Consider the following 16291-nt stretch of genomic DNA (forward strand, 5'->3'; position numbering starts at 1 on the left):
CTGTGTGTCTCCTCACGACGAAGCCCCCTCCTTCCGGAGGGGGCTTCGTCGTGTGCGCGAGGTCAGGGGGTCGGCTCGACGCTGGGCGTACCGGCGTCCGGCGTGGTGTCGGGGTCCGGGGTGTCGGCGGCCGGCGGCTCGTACGGCAGGGCGCTGCCCTTGACGTACTCCTCCCAGCTCATGTTCCAGTCGGTCCAGCCGTTGCCGTTCTGGAGCTTGCGCTCGGTGCCCTTCACCGTGATCGGGTCACCGATGCGGGTGTTGGCGAACAGCCAGTTGCCTTCCTTCATCGAGACGTTGACGCAGCCGTGCGACACGTTCGACCGGCCCTGCACGCCCTCGGACCAGGGCGCGGCGTGGATGAACTCGCCGCCCCAGGTGAGCCGCTGGGCGTAGTCGATCTCGGTGCGGTAGCCCTCCTCCGGGCCCAGCTCCTCCATGGTGTCGAAGACCGTGTGCCGGAGCTTCTCCATCACCACCATCGTGCCGCTGGACGAGGGGGTGCTCTTCTTGCCGAGGCTCACCGGGATGGTCTTGACCACCTTGCCGTCGCGGGTGACTGTCATCCGCTTGGTGCGGTTGTCGACCGTCATCACGAACGACGGACCGATCTTGACGTCGACGGTGAGGTCGGACCGGCCGTACCAGCCGCCGCCGAGCGGCAGCCCGCCCGCCTGCACCTTGTAGCTGACGGTGCTGTTCGGCTTCCAGAACGTCTTGGGCCGGTAGCGCACCTCGGTCGGGCTCACCCAGTGCCAGATGCCCTCCTGGGCCGGCTTGGCGGTGACGATCATCCGGCGCTGCACGTCGTCGCGGTAGTCCTCCGGGATGGCCCGGCCGAACTTCACGATCAGCGGCATGGCCACGCCGACGACCTGGTTGTCGCCGAGGAAGCTGGTGACCCGGACCTGCTTGGCCGGCTTCGCCATGGTGGTGAACGTGCTGGTGGCGGTCGCGGGCTTGCCGTCGTCGCCGGTCGCCGTCACGGTCGCGGTGTACGTCTGCCCGTACTCCAGGGCGCCGGCCGGCAGCCAGCTCTTGCCGTCCGCGGCGACCGCGCCGTCAACGGCCTTGCCGGCGGAGTCCTTCACCTCGACCGTCGTCTCCTGCGCCTCGGTCGTGGTGAAGACGATGGCGGTGGAGGCGGGCACATCCTTGGCGTCGGCGGCGGGCTCGCTGATCGTGGCGGCGGCCTTCGGGGCCTTCTCGCCACCGTCGCCGCCGCCCTGCCAGCTCGACGGCTTGCCGCCACCGCCGCCGGTGCAGGCGGAGGTCAGGGCCAACGCGGCGGCGAGCACCCCGGCCGCCAGCGCGCGGCGGCGGCCGACGCGCGGGGCGCTCCCGCCCCTGATCGGTTCGTCCTGGCCAGCTCGCATGATTCCCTCACAAGTGATGCCGTTCGGCGTCGTCTCAGGTCAGACGCGCCGGAGCGCTTACGCGTTGCCGGGCGTGAACCGGAACACCCCGCCGGGATGTAACGATTCCACGGCCGCCCGGCGCTTCGTCGGAGGTGGCGTGTCCGACCACGGTACGCCGGTCAGAACGGGGCGGGCTGCCCGCCCTCCGGCACCGGCAGCGCGCTGCCGGCGACGAACTCCGACCAGCTCAAGCTCCAGGCAGTCCAGCCGTTACCCGGCGCGAGGCGCCGCTCGGTGCCCTTCACCGTGATCGGATCACCGACGAGCGTCTTGCCGAACAGCCACCGCCCGTCGGCCATCGACACGTTGACGCAGCCGTGCGAGACGTTCCGGCGCCCCTGCACGCCCTCGGACCAGGGCGCGGCGTGGATGTACTCGCCGCCCCAGGTGATCCGCTGGGCGAAGTCGATCTCGGTGACGTACCGGTTGGCCGGGTCCGGCTCGCTGCGGGTGTCGAAGACGGTGGACTCCTTCTTCTCCATCACCACCATCGTGCCGCTGGAGGAGGGGGTGCTCTTCTTGCCCAGGCTCACCGGCAGCGTACGGATCACCGTGCCGTTCTCGGAGACCGTCATCCGCTTCGTTGCGTTGTCGACGGTCATCTCGAACGCGCGGCCGATCTTCGCGGTGGCGCTCCGGTCGATGTTGCCGTAGCGGCCGTTGCTCAGCGGGATCCCGGCCAGCGCCAGCCGTACGGTGATCGTGGTGCCGGTCTTCCAGTACTCCGGGGCGCGGTAGTACGCCTGCGTGCCGTTGTCGACCCAGTGCCAGGCGCCGGGCTGCGGCGGGTCCGTCTGCACGAACATCCGCTTCTGCACCGCGGCCCGGTCCTTCTTCGGGATGCCCGGGGAGAACTCGGCGACCACCGGCATGGCCACGCCGTACGTCTTGTCGCTGAACAGGTAGAGCCCGGAGCCGATCATCGACTTCGGCTTGGCCATCGTGGTGAACGTGCTGGTGCCCTCGTACGTCTGGCCGTCCTTGCCGGCGCCGGTGACGGTGGCGGTGTACTTCGTGCCGTACTTCAGCGCGGCCGACGGCACCCAGCTGGACCCGTCCCGCCGCATCCGTCCGGCGACGGCGGTGCCGTCGGCGGTGGCGAGCGCCACCTTCGACACGGTGCCGCCGCCCGGGATGCGGGCGCTGATCTCGGTGCTGACCGGCCGGCTCGCCGCGCCGTCGGCCGGGCTGACAGTCAGCGCCGCCGCGGGGGCGCCGCCGGTCGGGGCGGCGCTCGGGTCGGCGGGCGCCGAGGCCGAGACGCCGCCGACCTGCTGCTGGCCGGGCTCGAACGCCGGCTTCTTCCCCTCGTCGCCGCCGCCGCACCCGGTCAGTGCCAGCGACGCCGTGAGGACCAGGGCGCCCACCGTCGCCCCGGCCCGCGAGAACCTGCCCATGCCCACCCCTGTCCTCACATGCCTGGCGGACATCGTGCCGTATCGACGCCATCTGACCCGCCCCGGCGCTGAACAGTCTGACCGTTTTAGTCGCTTTCGCCGGTTAAGCTCGACCGAAGGGGGGACCCCGGTATCGGATTGGAACCCGGCTCCGCGGGCGTGCTAATCTTCTTCCCGTTGTCAGCGAGCGCCGCTAGCTCAACTGGCAGAGCAGCGGACTCTTAATCCGCGGGTTCGGGGTTCGAGTCCCTGGCGGCGCACCAACGAGCAAGGCCCTGAGCAGGCGTTCCACGCCGTTCGGGGCCTTTTTCGCGTACGCCGCCCGCCGGGGCCGCGGGGCGATCGTCCGCGGGTGGAACACCATCGGTGTCAAACGGGCCGGGAGGCACCCATGACGTTCCACCGAGCGCGGCCAGCCTGGTGGCGGGGTGGAACCGGCCCGTGGGGGCGCCTTGTGCCGCCGCCCTAAGCTGATCATGGTCGTACGACCACGATGGACGGTCGGGCGACGATGATGAGAATGGGAGAAGACGTGAAAGCCTTCCGACGGCCGCGGATCCGCAGCCTCGTCGCCGCCACCTCGGTCGCGGGCGCCCTGGTGCTCGGTCTGGGCGTGCCCGCGTACGCGGACTACTCGAGCCCGACCTACCCGACCCTGAAGGCCTGCAACGAAGCCCGGCCCAAGTACCAGTCGTCGTGGACGAAGCCGCAGGCGTGCCGCCCCATGTACAACTGGGACGGCACGAAGGTGATCGGGTACGCGTTCCTGGTGATCACCCGGGCCTAGTAGCCCGGAGCGCCCGGGCCGGGTCGCCCGTCGGACTGCCAGGGGCAGCGCCGGCGGGCGACCGCCGCCGTCGGCATCCGACCGCGGCAGCCGAAGCCAGGGAGGCGCCGTGCCCGCTGAGACCACCGGGAGCCCGGACACGGTCCTCGTCTGCATCAGGGGCAACTCCGGCTCGGGCAAGAGCAGCATCGCCCGTGAGCTGCGCCGCCGGCACGGCCGGGGCTGCGCCCTCGTCGAACAGGACTACCTGCGCCGCGTCGTCCTGCGCGAACGGGACAAGCCCGGCGGCGTCGCGCCCGCCCTGATCGAGCAGACCGTCCGGTTCGCGCTCGACCACGGCTACCACGTGGTCCTGGAGGGCATCCTGTACACCGGCCGCTACCGCGACATGCTGACCTCGCTGCGGGACGGCCACCGGGGGCGGTCGCTGTTCTGCTACCTCGACGTGTCGCTGGCCGAGACGCTGCGCCGGCATCTGACCCGCCCGCAGGCCGGTGACTTCACCGCCGAGCAGATGAGCGGCTGGTACGCCGCGCACGACATCCTGGGCTGGCCCGGCGAACTCGTCCTCCCGGAGAGCACCGGCTTGGAGCAGGCGGTCGAGACGATCGCGGCCGCCGCCGGGCTGCCCCAGCATTAGGCGGCGGCGCTTGCCCTTGCGGTTACTGAAGGGGGCAGGCTGGGATCATGTTGTCGATCAGCGAGTTCAGCCAGATGTGTCACCTGTCGCCGCAGGCGCTGCGCTTCTACCACGCCGAAGGGCTGCTCGTGCCCGCCGAGGTCGACGACCGGACCGGCCACCGCTCGTACGCCTTCGAGCAGGTGGAACGCGCCATGCTGATCACCCTGCTGCGGGACACCGGGATGAGCGTGAAGCTCGTCCGGCGGGCCCTCGACGAACCGGACCAGGCGCTCGCCCTGCTCGATCGGCACAGCGACGAGGTCAGCCGGGAACGCCAGGCGCAGGCGGACGCGATCGCTGCCGCTCGCGCCGTCTTCGAGGCGCAGCCCGAGCCGCGGCTGCGGCACGTGCCGGCCACGACTGTGGTGGCGCGGCTCGTGCCGGGCACGCCGCTGGGCCGGGACGCGCAGGAGTGGGACCGGGCCGAGGAGATCATCACGGCGGCGACGGCCGAGCTGGTCGCCACCGTGCGGCAGGCGGGCCTCACCTGCCTGGGCGAGCCGTGGCGGACGCTGGCGCTGGAGACGCCGGAACAGGACCGGCGCGTACTCGACGGCACCGGGCCGTTCTGGACGGTCAAGGTCGCGGTGACGGGCACCCCGGAGACGCTGCCGTCCCTGCCCGCCGGCCTGATGGTGCAGACGCCCGAGGCCCACGACGAGCTGTCCATCTTCATGCCGGGCCGCAACACCATGGCCAAGTACTGCACTGTGGTCCTGCGCCTGCTCGACGCCGTACCGCCCGACGGCGACCGGTTCGTCAACCTGGCGCGTCTGCGTCAGGAGGTCCGCCCCGACGGCGTGGTGAGCAGCGCGCCGGTCGAACGACGCCCGGAGTGACCGAATGAGCTGCGGACTCGGCGAGCCGCTTGGGGTTCAGCAACTGCCGCGGGCCATCACCAGGTCACCGAGCATCGGCGCGGCCCAGCACCAGCGTGGTCCGCAGGTCGAGCACGACGGTGCCGCCGAAGTCGTCCACCAGCCGGTCCAGGGCGGCGATTCCGCGTTGCTGCTGCTCGGGGGTCCGGGACAGGTACGGCCCGAACGTGCGCATCAGCGCCAGGTACCGCTCCTTGTCCAGCGGCAGTTCCCGCCGGAACACCTCGCGGCGTACGTCGTCGAACTGTCCGCTGTCGAGGATGTCCTGGTGGAACCAGTCGACGGGCCGCTTCCGGACGGTGGGGTCGACGGATCGCAGTGCGGCCCGGACGGCGGCCTGCTGGCCGGCGTCGGCGTAGTCGTAGCGGTGCCCGAAGACGGCGAGCGTGCCGCCGGGTGCCAGGGTGCGCCGGGCCAGGGCGTTGCGGGTGGCGGCGTCCAGCCAGTGCCAGGCCATCGCGCAGGCGAGCACGTCCACCCCGCCGGCCGGCGGCGACCACCGCTCGAACGTCGTTGCCTCGACGCGGGCGTCCGGGAACCGCTCGGCCAGCCGGGCCGCCATCCGCGCGTCCGGCTCCAAGCAGGTCAGCGGCGCGCCGAGGCGGGCCAGCACGTCGGTGCCCTTGCCGGTGCCCGCGCCGACCTCGACCACTGAGGCCGGGGTACCGCCGTGGTAGGCGAGGATCGACTCGGCGATCTCCGGCGGATAACCGGGCCGCGCGCGCTCGTACAGGTCGGCGACCGTACCGAAGAGCTTCATCACCAGCAGGATACGGCTCCGACCGGTCCCCGACAGACCGCGCGGAAACCGGCCCACCCGCTTCTACAGTCCGCACCATGAGGTGGACCCTGCGGCTGGCTGCGGCGCTCGGCGTACTCGTGACCGCTCTGCCGACCGGGGCGGCGAGCGCCGCCGCGGCGCCCGCCGACGGCGGCCTCGGCCTGGCGCTGCGGCCCGGTCAGGCCGACTACCGCGCCGGGGACCAGGTCCGCCTCGACCTCACCGTCACGAACGCCACCGGCGCGGCCTGCGCGCTCGCCACCAGCGCCGTCGGCACCGTGCAGATCACCGGGGTACGCCGGGACGGGCGCGACGTCACGCCGACGCTCGCCCGCAGCTTCCACGACGACGGGATCGGCGCCGCCGCCACCGCCGGACTGACCACGGTGGAGCCGGGCGCGACCGCCACAGTGACCTCGACCGGGGTACGGCTGCGTGACGGCGAGGTGGTCCTCCGCTCGGTGGCCGCCACGCCGGACGGCGGCGGGCTGGACACGCTCTGGCCGGTCGGCGCACCCGGCCGGTACGAGGTGACAGCGGGCTACGTGACGCTGCCGGTGACCGGCGCGGCGGACCTGTGCGCGGGCGCGACGGTGCTGCGGACCAGCACGTTCACCGTGTCCGACGACGGCGGTCCCGGCCGACGCTGGCTCTGGCTCGTCGGTGGGGGAGTCCTCGTGCTGCTCGTCGTCGCGCTGGTGGTGCTGCTGCTGGTACGCCGCCGGCCGACCGCCGCCGTCGTGGCGCTGCTGCTGGTCGCCGTCGGCGCGTACGTCGGCGGCGGTGCCCGGGCGGCGCGGGCCGACTACGGCGTCGACCCGACCGCCGGGGTGCCGGTCAGCGGCGTCGACTTCCAGGCGGCTGTCGACGGCTGCCTGGCCGGGTTCGCGCTACCGGGCGGCGACCCGTCCGGCCTGCTGCCGAGGCTGCGCGACAAGAAGAGCCCCCGGGTGCGGATCATTCCGACCACTGGTGGCTCCGGCGCGTTCGAGACGCCGGACAGCGCCGACGGCAAGGGCTCCTCGACCGTCACCTGGAACCCGACCTCCACCGACCCGTACGGCGACGGGGTGGCCCGTGACCCCTGCGCCGCGCTGTACCACGAGCTGAACCACGCCGACGACATCTCCCGGAACGCGGTGCCGCAGGGCGAGTGCGGCGGCACCGGCATCCGTACCGCCGAGGTGAAGGCGACGCTCGCGGAGAACCGCTACCGGGCGGCGAAGGGGTTGCCGCCGCGCACCGAGTACGACGGGAAGACGCTGCCGAAGAGCCTCGACGAGTGCAAGAAGCCGGCCAAGAAGACGCCGCCGCCGAAGGGGCCGGTGAAGCTCTGCGAGGACGGCGCCGACTGCGGCGGCAGCAACGGCGACCCGCACCTGGTCACGTTCGACCGGGTCGCCTACGACTTCCAGGCAGTCGGCGAGTTCACGCTGGTCGCCTCCACCGGTGGCGACCCGCTGGAGGTGCAGGTACGGCAGGCCCCGATGGCGGGCACGCGGACCGCCTCGGTCAACTCGGCTGTCGCGTTCCGGGTCGGCGCGCACCGCGTCGCGCTGACCCTCACCGACGGCGGCACGCGGGTACACGTCGACGGCGCGCCGCTCGCCGTACCCCCGGACCGCACCGACCTGGCCGGCGGCGGCACGCTCACCCGCCGCCCGTCGGACACCGGGCCCACCGACGGGTACGACGTGACGTGGCCGGACGGGTCCGCGGCGGCGGTGGACCAGATCGGCCGGTACGGCTACCGGATCCTGGTGCGGCTGGCCGAGACCCGGGCCGGAAAGGTACGCGGACTGCTCGGCGACTTCGACGGCGACCCGGCCGACGACATCGCGCCCGCCTCCGGGGCGCCGTTGGCCCAGCCGGTGCCTTTCGGCAAGCTCTATCCCGCGTACGCGGACAGCTGGCGGATCGCCGCGGACCGCTCGCTGCTGCACTACGACGACGGGCAGAACACCGGCACGTTCACCGACCGCGCGTTCCCGGAACGGGAGGTCACCGTCGCCGACCTCGACCCGGCCCGGCGCGCGGCGGCCGAACAGGTCTGCCGCTGGGCCGGCGTCACCGCGCCCGCCCAGCTCGCCGAGTGCGTCTTCGACGTCGCGGTCAGCGGGCGCCCCGAGTTCGCCGTCGCCGGCGCGAGCACGGAGCGGGTCGCCCCACCCGCGGCCACCCCGATCACCGCCGTACCCGTCGCCACCGCCTCGCTCACCCCCGGCGGCGCGCCGCTGACGTTCACCGTCCGCGCCGGGGACGCCGTCTTCGTCGACGCCACCGCGCCCGGCATCGGCGACCGCTGCTCGCCGTACGTGCTCACCGAGCCGGGCGGCCGGGAGATCGCCAGTGGATGCAACATCAAGGGCAACGGGTACGTCGACCGCGTCGACCTCACCGCCACCGGCACGTACGCGCTGCGGGTCGTCGCCGCGCCCGGCGACACCGGCCGCGCCGCCGTCCGGGTGTACGCGGCGCGGGACAGGGACGGCACGCTGGAGCCGAACGGCCCGGTGGTCACCGCGACCGTCGAGCAACCCGGCGCGCGGGCCCGCTACCGGTTCACCGGGCGCGCCGGTGAGCGCGTCTACGTGGAGGTGCCGACGAGCACGCTCACCGACCAGTGCTCCCCGCTGGAGCTGCGGGACGCCGAGGGGCGGCTGCTGCGCAGCGGCTGCGTGATCAACGGGACCGGCGAGATCGACGGCACGGTGCTGCCCGCCGACGGGACGTACACAGTGGTGGTCGACCCCACCGAACGCGGCACCGGCACGACCACGCTGCGGCTGGTCACCAGCCGGGACCGCGAGGCGGCGATCACGCCCGGCGGGCCACCTGTCGTCGCCGTCGTGGACCGGCCCGGCGCGGTCATCGGCTACCGGTTCACCGCCGTCGCCGGCACGTCGGTGACGGTGAGCGCGACCGCCTCCGACCTGCCGGACCAGTGCGGCGTGCTGGCGCTGCGCGCGCCCGACGGCAGCACCGTCGGCAGCGGCTGCGTGATCAACGGGGCCGGTGAACTCGGGCCGACCGTGTTGCCGGCCTCCGGGGCGTACACCCTGATGGTGGACCCGTCGGGGGCCGCGACCGGGCAGGTCACGCTGGCGGTGCGGTGAGGCCGACCCTGGATTTCGGGGGTGCTGGGCGGGCGTGCTAACGTCTCGTCCCGTTGTCAGCGAGCGCCGCTAGCTCAACTGGCAGAGCAGCGGACTCTTAATCCGCGGGTTCGGGGTTCGAGTCCCTGGCGGCGCACCAACGATCAAGGCCCTGACCTGGTGGTTCACGCCGGGTCGGGGCCTTTTTCGTGTGCGTGGGTGGTCGCTCGGTGGGTGCTCGGGAGCCGTTGGACCGGGCCGGGGTTGCTGGGACATGTGGTTGTTCCGTGGACGACTGCCCTCATGGTCATCTCTGAGGTGGCCAGCCTGCATCGGGCCTTCGTGGTCATTGGGGCATTCGCCAGTCCGGGCGTCGACGCGCTTCCTTCGAGCATCCACGCGGGGCCGGTCGTCGCCGATTACGCTGGCGGCGTGGGGGGACAGCCTCGGGTTCGTGTGCAGGGGGATCTCTATCACCCGGTGGTACCACCGGGTGCCGTGTACGTGGGGCGGCAGGGGTTCGGGTTGCGGCGTTCTCCTTGGGCCAATCCGTTTAGCCTGCGGAAGCATGATCGGGCGGAGGCGTTACGCCTCTATCGGCAGTGGCTTGTGGGGCAGCCAGCCCTTGTTGAGCGGGCGCGTCGGGAACTCGCGGGGAAGCAGTTGGCGTGCTGGTGTCGGGTCGAGGATGCGTGCCATGCCGACGTGCTGGCCGACCTCATTAGTTGACGTGCAGCCGGTACCGGGCGGTGGGCCGTCTTGGTGCGTAGACGCCGCCGATGCTGAAGGACTGCGGTCGTGCCGCTTGGTTGCCTACGTAGAAGGCGACGTCGCGGTCGGCGGCGCAGAGCTGGGTGAGGAACTTGTCTCTCAGCTGCTCCTCGGCCTCCGCGTCGGTGAGCTTGCTCAGGCGACGCTGTAGGGCGACGAACTCCCAGTCCCAGAGTGTCTGCTGGTGACCGCGGCAATGACGGTCCGCGCAGCGGTAGCGGTAGGCGCCGGTGAAGCGCGGTGCTTGAAGCGGGCTGCGCTTGGCCGGTTCCAGTAGGTCGAGCTGGTTGAGGTAGCCAGTGATCTTCCTGCGATCCTCCGCCGACCAGCCGGGGTGTCGCTTGACCTTAAGCGCCGAGATGTCGGCCGCGCGAATGAGAGCGATCGATCGTGCGCTCGGGTCGTCGCGGGCCTGTCTGTTGAGTCGGCACATGGAGTCTTCGACGAGTGGATCGAGAAGGTTCCGACGCGACTGCCGATTGGCGATATGCCGTTCGGTGGTGATGGTGTCCACGATCGGCTTCCAGCTCTCGCGCCGCTGGTCCTGCCTGGCTGGGAGTGCCTCGACGTGGATGATGTCGTACTTGTGGAACTTGCCGTCGTCATCGAGGTGCCGGTAGTGGATTGGGTAGAGGCGAATCCAGCCCGTCCAGGGTGGGTCTATGCCGAGTGCCCCGACGCAGACAGTCTCCCCGTACTGCGCGGAGGGGTTGGGTGCCGCTTTCACTGTGATCAGAAGGCGGAGTTTCGTTGGTCGTGCCAGGACTGGTTTCGGTCTCGGCTCTTCGTCGGTGCTCGGTCCCCACAATGGAAGCTGTTCCAACGGAACCACCCACATCGCTAAATGCAGCTGCACAGGCACATTCAGTTACATAGACAGTCTCACATCTGGAGGGCTGGCGCTAGGCGGCCGCGGCGAGGGGTGGCTGATCAGCCGAACGCTGGCGCGGAGGGCTCGCGTGAATCCGTCACTTTCGGTAACCACTTTCTCAGTGTGTGGCGCTTCGTCGCTGAGCCGGGAAGGCGCGTGTCAGGCGTTTCTGGCGATCGGTGCTGGCGGTGCGGCGCTCTCCATGGAGATCGACTTTTGGTGGCCCGGTTTGACCGCTTCGTTTCTTCGTTCTCGGCTATTCGGCTGATTCACTGAACAGTGATCTCCAAAATCGGTCCCAAAACCACGGTTTGGGTATGTGGGGCGCTCGCACGGCCCGCCGACGCCTCGCCCAACGGCCCACGACGGGCGCTGTCTCCGGTCGCGGCGGTCCCTGGCCTCCGATCTCCCGGTCAGAGCATCGATCACTCTCTGTTGGGGCTTTGGGAAACAGGATGTCGAACCGCCGAGGCTCGGAGGGATCACCAGGGAATGGGTGACCAGCATGCCGCGAGGCGGTTGTCCCCGAGGCGGTGGCGGATCCTGTCGTACCTGATTGTGACGTGGCCAGCGGCGTGGTGCTGGACTCAGCGGCGTGGTGCTGCCCTGCTACCCCTACGCTGGCGGCATGAGGGAACCCAGCGCGGACCGGACTGGTAGGTGCTGATGAACCGGCATGCGGCGGCACCTTCCGAGGCGATCCGTGACGCGATCCGAGCGGACGTGGAGACGCTGTGGCGCTACCACGACATGCGTCACGAGTTGCGCCCGTGCGACGTGGGAATCGGGTTGGGGAGTCATGACCTCGGCGTGGCTGTCATCGCGACGCGCTTGTTTCACGAGGGACTGTTCCCAAGGATCGTGTTCACGGGCGCGAACGCCCCGACGACCGTCGAGCGTTTTCCGCGTGGAGAAGCAGTGCACTACCGCGAGTACGCCATCGAGCAGGGTGTACCCGGGGAAGCGATTCTCGTGGAGCCACGTGCCACGAACACCGCGCAGAACCTGGAGTACTCGCGTCGGCTCCTGACTGAACACCGGATCCCGGTGAAGTCGGTGCTGATCATGTCTCGGCCGTACCAGCAGCGTCGGGCCTACGCCACCTGCAGGCTGATGTGGCCCGAGGTCGATGTGGTGTGCGCGTCGAACCCGCTTGACCTGGACGACTACGTGCGCAGCATCGGCGACCCGCGGCGGGTGGTGGACATGCTGGTCGGCGACACGCAGCGGATCGAGGTGTACGCCGAGCGCGGGTTCGCGATCCCCCAGGAGATGCCGGACGAGGTACGGGAGGCCTTCGAGCGCCTGGTAGCGGCTGGCTACACGAGCCGGCTGATCTGAGCCCAGCTACCAGCGCGGTCCTCCCGACCGGACGCCCATCCGGTCGCTGAGTTCGACGGCCAGTCGAGGTGGCCGGGGGCGGGTGAGGATGTCCCGGACAAGGTCGCGGGAGAGCGAGTGGTAGCGCACCTGGTCGGGGCCGATGACCTCGGCGTCCAGGAGCGCGGCGAGCGCGTCGTCGATGCGGTTCCACCGGGCAAGGGCTCGGGCGGTTTCGATGGCGTGCCGAACCTGTCGCTCGACGGGCACGGTGCTGGTGTCGAGTGGGGCGCCGATGGCGATGGCGCGTTGCACGTCGCCGAGTTCCATCGCCACGGTCGTTTTGTGGATCGACACGTTGGTCGGGCCGAACGCGGTCCACACGTGGTTGCCGTCGGCGCCGAGCCGTCTTGCGGCGGCGTCGGCCTCGGTGATGTGGGTGTCGGCCGAGGCGCGATCGTCGTCTCGGGCGGCGGCCAGCGCGCAGACGAGGTGCAGGCTGCCGTAGACCGACAGCAGCTGCGGAGTCGGCTTGGCGAGCCGGGGTTCCAGGAACCGCGCCGCCGTGGCGGCGAGGCCCAGGGCTTGGGCGTACTCCCCGATGGATGCCAGCGAGTGTGCGGCGGAGCGGCTGAGTGAGCCGATGACGACGTGATCCTGGCTAACGTTGGCGGCGGCCAGCCCTCGGCTGGCAGCGGTCCACGCGAGGTCGCCCTCGCCGAGCTTGGTAAGGAACAACGCGGCGAGCTGGTGCGCGTAGGCGGTCATCGCATGCGCGCGCTGGCCGTCGTCGCCGTCGTACGCCTCGGTGGCGGTGAGGCAGTCGTGGATGAGGTAGGGCAGTCGGCGGGCGAGGGTGCCGTACCGCGAGTGCTGGTAGGCGGTCCAGATCTCGGCGACGTCGTTCTCGATCTCGCGCAGGGCGGGTGCCTCGACGTCCACCGTGCTGGCAAGCGCCGGCGCGAGGTGACGGTAGTCGTGGAGCGCGGCCCGCAAGGCCGGGATCGTCTCGCGCCCGGAGTCATCCGACCACTCGAACAGGCTCGGCGCACCGATCAGGTCGCCGAGGGACACGTCGAGGGCCTTGGCGATCGCGCGGATGACCGACAGCCGGTCGAGGTCGGCCCGGTTGGTCTCGACCTTGCGTAACCACTCCTGCGTCTTGCCGACCAGACCGGCCAGCACCTCCTGGGAGAGCCCGCGTCGACGCCGGTAGAAGGCGACGCGCTGGCCGATCGTCATGTCGTCCGTCATTCCTCGCACACCGTCACCCTGCCCGCTGAAGGTCGCCGGACCCGGTACGGATTTTCCCGGTCCTCCGGACGGACCGCCCTTACGTTCAGTTCACCCCGGATCACCGGCGCGTGTCGATGCCGATGTCAGGGATGACTGACAGGGAGCTGCAGATGGAGGGATCGATGAGCGGCGCACCACACCACGGCTTGGGCCGCTGGCTCGGCCCGTCCGGGAGCGAACTGTCTCGGCGCTTTCCCCGCCTGCGTACCGCCATGAGGGCTGCGTGGGTGGGTGATCGGCGGTCTGCTTCCAGCCGCCGTGATGCGGCGGCGGGCTCGCCCTTCCCCCGGCGAGCCCGCCGCTCATCGTCCCTGACGGGGGTGGCGGCATGACGGTGTATGTCTCGCGTAACGCCATGGCCAGCCAGCCCCGGCACCCCGAGCCCAGGTGGACGGCCTCGCCGGGACGGGTGTGGCCGGCTGATCCGCCGCTGCTCACCTTCGTGTGGCGTCGGCTGTTCGAGCAGCAGGCCCGCGAGGGCGGTCGCCGGTGACCGGGCCGCAGCGTCGTCCCGCGGTGAACCGGCTCGTACCCGCCGAGGTGGAACATCTGCCGATGCGCCCGCTGTGGCTGTGCCGCCGATGCGGGCAGCCGTGGCCCTGCGGCGCGGCGAAGCTCGCGCTCCTGGCCGAGTACCGAGAAGTGCCGGTGAGCCTGTTCCTCTACCTGGCCGGCTGCCTGCACGACGCGATCGACGACCTGCACCGGCTCAACCCGAGCGTCACGGGCAGCGCCGCCGACATGTTCGACCGGTTCCTCGGCTGGCCGGCCCGCCACGCTCCCGCCTATCGGGTCAGCACCACCACGGCCAGCATCGACGAGGAGGCCACCTCGTGAACGGCCTCGGCCTCATCAACGCCACCGGCCAACCGGCGGTCGCCGGCAGCTTCCACACCCTGGTCGTGCAGCCGACGAGCTTCTGCAACCTCGACTGCACCTACTGCTACCTGCCCGACCGGAGATCCCTGCGCCTGATGAGCGGCGTGGTCGCGCAGGCCTGCGCCGAGTCGATAGCCCAGCAGAACAGCAGTCATCCGGTGAGCGTCGTGTGGCACGGGGGTGAACCCACCGCCACACCCACCGGGCTGTTCCGGGACCTGTTGGCCCCGTTCGAGGAGCTGCGGCGTGCGGGGATGGTGCGTCACGAGATCCAGACGAATGCGACGCTGATCAACCGCCAGTGGTGCGAGCTGTTCACCGCTTACGGGTTCGAGGTCGGGGTCAGCATCGACGGACCGGGCGCGTTGAACCGTAACCGCCTCGATCGGGCCGGCAACCCGACGGACGCTCGCACCCTGCGCGGCATGCACATGCTGGCCGACATGGGGCTGAGGTACTCGGTGATCTGTGTGGTCACCCCGGAAACCATCGACCACGCGGGAGCCCTCGTCGACTTCTTCACCGGCCTGCCTGGTTGCGAGTCGGTGGGCTTCAACATCGAAGAGCAGGAGGGTGCCGACCGGGCACCGGTGTCGGAGGATGCCGCGTACCGGTTCTGGCAGCGCCTCATCGCACGTCGCGTCGGCGGCAGCCCGCTGCGGATCCGCGACGTGGACCGGCTGGCCGACTATCTCGCCGCCACCCGCGCTGGGCGCGTCGACCACGCCCCGTACGAGCCGATCCCGACCGTTTCCTGGGATGGGCAGGTGGTGCTGCTGTCACCGGAACTGCTCGGTATCGCCGAGGCGCGATACGGCGACTTCATCGCCGGCAACGTCCTTCAGCAACCCATCACCGCCATGCTCGCCCGCGCCGGCGACCTGGACTACGTCGCCGAGTTCGTAACAGCCCTCAACGACTGCGCCGACCACTGCGCCTTCTACGACTTCTGCCGGGGCGCGCAGGCCGGCAACCGCTACTTCGAGCACGCCACGTTCACCGCCCGCGAGACCACCTATTGCCGAACCACCCGACAGGCCCTCGTCCGCGCCGCCGCGGACTACCTCACCCCTCAAGGAGGAGCACCATGATCAACGCTCTCGCGGTCCTCGTTCACGCCGCACCCGAGCAACTCGCCCGCCTCGGCGTCGACCCGCAGCGGTCGGTCGCGGCGATCGACGCGGCGAAGTTCGACAACCGCCCCACCTGGGCCAACAAGGGTAAGTTCGACAGTCGACCCGGCTGGGACAACTGGAACAAGAAGAAGTAGCCCCCGCCACGGGGCGCGCGGGGTGACGTGCCCACCCCGCGCCCGCAGAGGTTGAGGACACATGCGCACCACCACGATCGGCGACGTGAAGGTTCTGCTGCCGGACCTCGAACCGGATGACCTCGACACCACGACGAACCTGGACGGCGGCCTCACCGAGGCCCTCGTCACCGGCGCGGCGTGGCGCGGCTCGCACCTTGAGGACGCCAGTATCCGCAGCAGCCTGATCACCGGTGTGGACCTGAGCGCGAGCACCTGGGAAGCCGGCAGCCTCTACGGCTGCGAGATCACCCGCACCGACTTCTCCGGAGCGGCCCTGACCGGCATCACCATCGAACGCTGCGCGATCACCGGCTCCCGGTTCACCGGCACCAGACTCACCGACGTACGCCTCAAGGACGTCCTGTTCGACGGCTGCCGCTTCGACTACGCCACCCTCCAGCGCGTCGCCGCCGCCGGCTCGGTCGCCTTCACCGACTGCACTCTCACGAACGGCGCGTGGTCGTCCTGCCGTCTACCGCGCACCGCACTGCGGTCATGTGACCTTGCAGGCCTGGAACTGGATTCCTGTCACCTCGACGGTGCCGATCTGCGGGGCAGTCGCCTTCACGGGCTGAAGACGGCGCTGGACAACCTGCGTGGCGTCACCCTCGGCGAGGACCAGCTTCCTGACCTCACTCAGCTGACCGTCGCTGCCCTCAACCTCGCCGTCCGCAAAGACTGATGACGAAGGCCATGGTCCGGCGACTCCGTACCGGGGTCATTTCGTCGTGCCTGCTCGGACGCAGCTGCCTGGCCGACCCCGGACCCATCGACGGCCGGGCGGGACGGATCATATTCTGACCC

At 70.7% G+C, this 16291-nt stretch carries 16 protein-coding genes and 2 tRNA genes; 13 read left to right on the top strand and 5 right to left on the bottom strand.

Annotation, left to right across the window (positions count from 1 at the left end; genetic code table 11):
- Positions 1-62: 62 nt before the first annotated feature.
- Together J3R08_RS05645 and J3R08_RS05650 are read right to left on the bottom strand one after the other, a co-directional pair.
- Positions 63-1376, bottom strand: a complete 1314-nt coding sequence (locus tag J3R08_RS05645) for an Ig-like domain-containing protein (RefSeq protein WP_113971879.1) — start codon at positions 1374-1376, stop codon at positions 63-65.
- A gap of 161 nt (positions 1377-1537) precedes the next feature.
- A complete protein-coding gene (locus J3R08_RS05650) occupies positions 1538-2815 on the bottom strand; it encodes an Ig-like domain-containing protein (RefSeq protein ID WP_209960262.1) in 1278 nt (425 codons plus the stop codon).
- Positions 2816-3002: 187 nt separating this feature from the next.
- On the opposite strand from J3R08_RS05650, the gene J3R08_RS05655 reads away from it, so the two are divergent.
- The 4 genes from J3R08_RS05655 to J3R08_RS05670 all read left to right on the top strand — a co-directional run bounded on the left by J3R08_RS05655 (position 3003) and on the right by J3R08_RS05670 (position 5123).
- Positions 3003-3078: transfer RNA gene (locus J3R08_RS05655), tRNA-Lys, on the top strand.
- Positions 3079-3347: 269 nt separating this feature from the next.
- Positions 3348-3602 (top strand): hypothetical protein, encoded by a 255-nt coding sequence (locus tag J3R08_RS05660; RefSeq protein ID WP_043326130.1) that lies wholly within the window; start codon positions 3348-3350, stop codon positions 3600-3602.
- 109 nt (positions 3603-3711) lie between these two features.
- Positions 3712-4242: a kinase gene (locus J3R08_RS05665; RefSeq protein WP_209960264.1), complete on the top strand. Its 531-nt coding sequence runs from the start codon at positions 3712-3714 to the stop codon at positions 4240-4242.
- 47 nt (positions 4243-4289) lie between these two features.
- A complete protein-coding gene (locus J3R08_RS05670) occupies positions 4290-5123 on the top strand; it encodes a MerR family transcriptional regulator (RefSeq protein WP_209960266.1) in 834 nt (277 codons plus the stop codon).
- Between the two features lie 64 nt (positions 5124-5187).
- Here J3R08_RS05670 and J3R08_RS05675 read toward each other — a convergent pair whose 3' ends face one another.
- Positions 5188-5922 (bottom strand): trans-aconitate 2-methyltransferase, encoded by a 735-nt coding sequence (locus tag J3R08_RS05675; protein ID WP_209960268.1) that lies wholly within the window; start codon positions 5920-5922, stop codon positions 5188-5190.
- A 77-nt stretch (positions 5923-5999) separates the two neighbouring features.
- Between J3R08_RS05675 and J3R08_RS05680 the strand changes: the two genes are divergently transcribed.
- The 3 genes from J3R08_RS05680 (at position 6000) to J3R08_RS32810 (ending at position 9767) form a co-directional block, all read left to right on the top strand.
- Entirely contained in the window at positions 6000-9059 is a 3060-nt protein-coding gene (locus tag J3R08_RS05680; RefSeq protein WP_209960270.1) for a VWD domain-containing protein, read from the top strand.
- Between the two features lie 63 nt (positions 9060-9122).
- Positions 9123-9198 (top strand) — tRNA-Lys (locus J3R08_RS05685).
- 143 nt (positions 9199-9341) lie between these two features.
- Entirely contained in the window at positions 9342-9767 is a 426-nt protein-coding gene (locus tag J3R08_RS32810) for a DUF4326 domain-containing protein (protein WP_084789521.1), read from the top strand.
- Here the strand turns inward: J3R08_RS32810 and J3R08_RS05695 are convergent.
- Positions 9760-10647 carry a hypothetical protein gene (locus J3R08_RS05695; RefSeq protein ID WP_043330585.1) on the bottom strand — a complete coding sequence of 296 codons (888 nt, stop codon included), beginning with the start codon at positions 10645-10647 and terminating at the stop codon, positions 9760-9762. The genes J3R08_RS32810 and J3R08_RS05695 overlap by 8 nt on opposite strands.
- 693 nt (positions 10648-11340) lie before the next feature.
- Here J3R08_RS05695 and J3R08_RS05700 point away from each other — a divergent pair.
- Positions 11341-12021: a YdcF family protein gene (locus tag J3R08_RS05700; RefSeq protein WP_181373748.1), complete on the top strand. Its 681-nt coding sequence runs from the start codon at positions 11341-11343 to the stop codon at positions 12019-12021.
- 6 nt (positions 12022-12027) lie between these two features.
- Here the strand turns inward: J3R08_RS05700 and J3R08_RS05705 are convergent, their stop codons facing one another.
- A complete protein-coding gene (locus J3R08_RS05705; RefSeq protein WP_176722749.1) occupies positions 12028-13254 on the bottom strand; it encodes a helix-turn-helix domain-containing protein in 1227 nt (408 codons plus the stop codon).
- A gap of 370 nt (positions 13255-13624) precedes the next feature.
- Between J3R08_RS05705 and amcA (J3R08_RS05710) the strand changes: the two genes are divergently transcribed.
- From amcA (J3R08_RS05710) to J3R08_RS05730, 5 genes are all read left to right on the top strand, one after another.
- Positions 13625-13789: a multiple cyclophane-containing RiPP AmcA gene (amcA, locus tag J3R08_RS05710; RefSeq protein ID WP_209960273.1), complete on the top strand. Its 165-nt coding sequence runs from the start codon at positions 13625-13627 to the stop codon at positions 13787-13789.
- Entirely contained in the window at positions 13786-14133 is a 348-nt protein-coding gene (locus J3R08_RS05715; protein ID WP_064446953.1) for a hypothetical protein, read from the top strand. Before amcA (J3R08_RS05710) ends, J3R08_RS05715 begins: the two co-directional genes overlap by 4 nt.
- Complete coding sequence (gene amcB / locus J3R08_RS05720) at positions 14130-15266, top strand: cyclophane-forming radical SAM peptide maturase AmcB (protein ID WP_209960275.1); 1137 nt, start codon at positions 14130-14132, stop codon at positions 15264-15266. The genes J3R08_RS05715 and amcB overlap by 4 nt, the downstream gene beginning before the upstream one ends.
- Positions 15263-15445: a multiple cyclophane-containing RiPP AmcA gene (gene amcA / locus J3R08_RS05725; protein WP_209960277.1), complete on the top strand. Its 183-nt coding sequence runs from the start codon at positions 15263-15265 to the stop codon at positions 15443-15445. The genes amcB and amcA (J3R08_RS05725) overlap by 4 nt, the downstream gene beginning before the upstream one ends.
- 61 nt (positions 15446-15506) lie before the next feature.
- Complete coding sequence (locus tag J3R08_RS05730) at positions 15507-16169, top strand: pentapeptide repeat-containing protein (protein ID WP_209960279.1); 663 nt, start codon at positions 15507-15509, stop codon at positions 16167-16169.
- The last annotated feature ends 122 nt before the right edge of the window (positions 16170-16291 follow it).

Source organism: Micromonospora sp. HB375 (genome assembly GCF_017872985.1).
Taxonomy (GTDB): Bacteria; Actinomycetota; Actinomycetes; order Mycobacteriales; family Micromonosporaceae; genus Micromonospora; species Micromonospora chalcea.

Excerpts from the sequence above, each read along its gene's own strand:
- J3R08_RS05695 (WP_043330585.1), bottom strand. The coding sequence starts at position 10,647 with ATGTGGGTGGTTCCGTTGGAACAGCTTCCATTGTGGGGACCGAGCACC.
- amcA (WP_209960273.1), top strand. The coding sequence starts at position 13,625 with ATGACGGTGTATGTCTCGCGTAACGCCATGGCCAGCCAGCCCCGGCAC.
- J3R08_RS05680 (WP_209960270.1), top strand. The coding sequence starts at position 6,000 with ATGAGGTGGACCCTGCGGCTGGCTGCGGCGCTCGGCGTACTCGTGACC.
- J3R08_RS32810 (WP_084789521.1), top strand. The coding sequence starts at position 9,342 with ATGGTCATCTCTGAGGTGGCCAGCCTGCATCGGGCCTTCGTGGTCATT.
- J3R08_RS05730 (WP_209960279.1), top strand. The coding sequence starts at position 15,507 with ATGCGCACCACCACGATCGGCGACGTGAAGGTTCTGCTGCCGGACCTC.
- amcA (WP_209960277.1), top strand. The coding sequence starts at position 15,263 with ATGATCAACGCTCTCGCGGTCCTCGTTCACGCCGCACCCGAGCAACTC.
- J3R08_RS05650 (WP_209960262.1), bottom strand. The coding sequence starts at position 2,815 with ATGGGCAGGTTCTCGCGGGCCGGGGCGACGGTGGGCGCCCTGGTCCTC.
- J3R08_RS05645 (WP_113971879.1), bottom strand. The coding sequence starts at position 1,376 with ATGCGAGCTGGCCAGGACGAACCGATCAGGGGCGGGAGCGCCCCGCGC.
- J3R08_RS05675 (WP_209960268.1), bottom strand. The coding sequence starts at position 5,922 with ATGAAGCTCTTCGGTACGGTCGCCGACCTGTACGAGCGCGCGCGGCCC.
- J3R08_RS05670 (WP_209960266.1), top strand. The coding sequence starts at position 4,290 with ATGTTGTCGATCAGCGAGTTCAGCCAGATGTGTCACCTGTCGCCGCAG.
- J3R08_RS05705 (WP_176722749.1), bottom strand. The coding sequence starts at position 13,254 with ATGACGGACGACATGACGATCGGCCAGCGCGTCGCCTTCTACCGGCGT.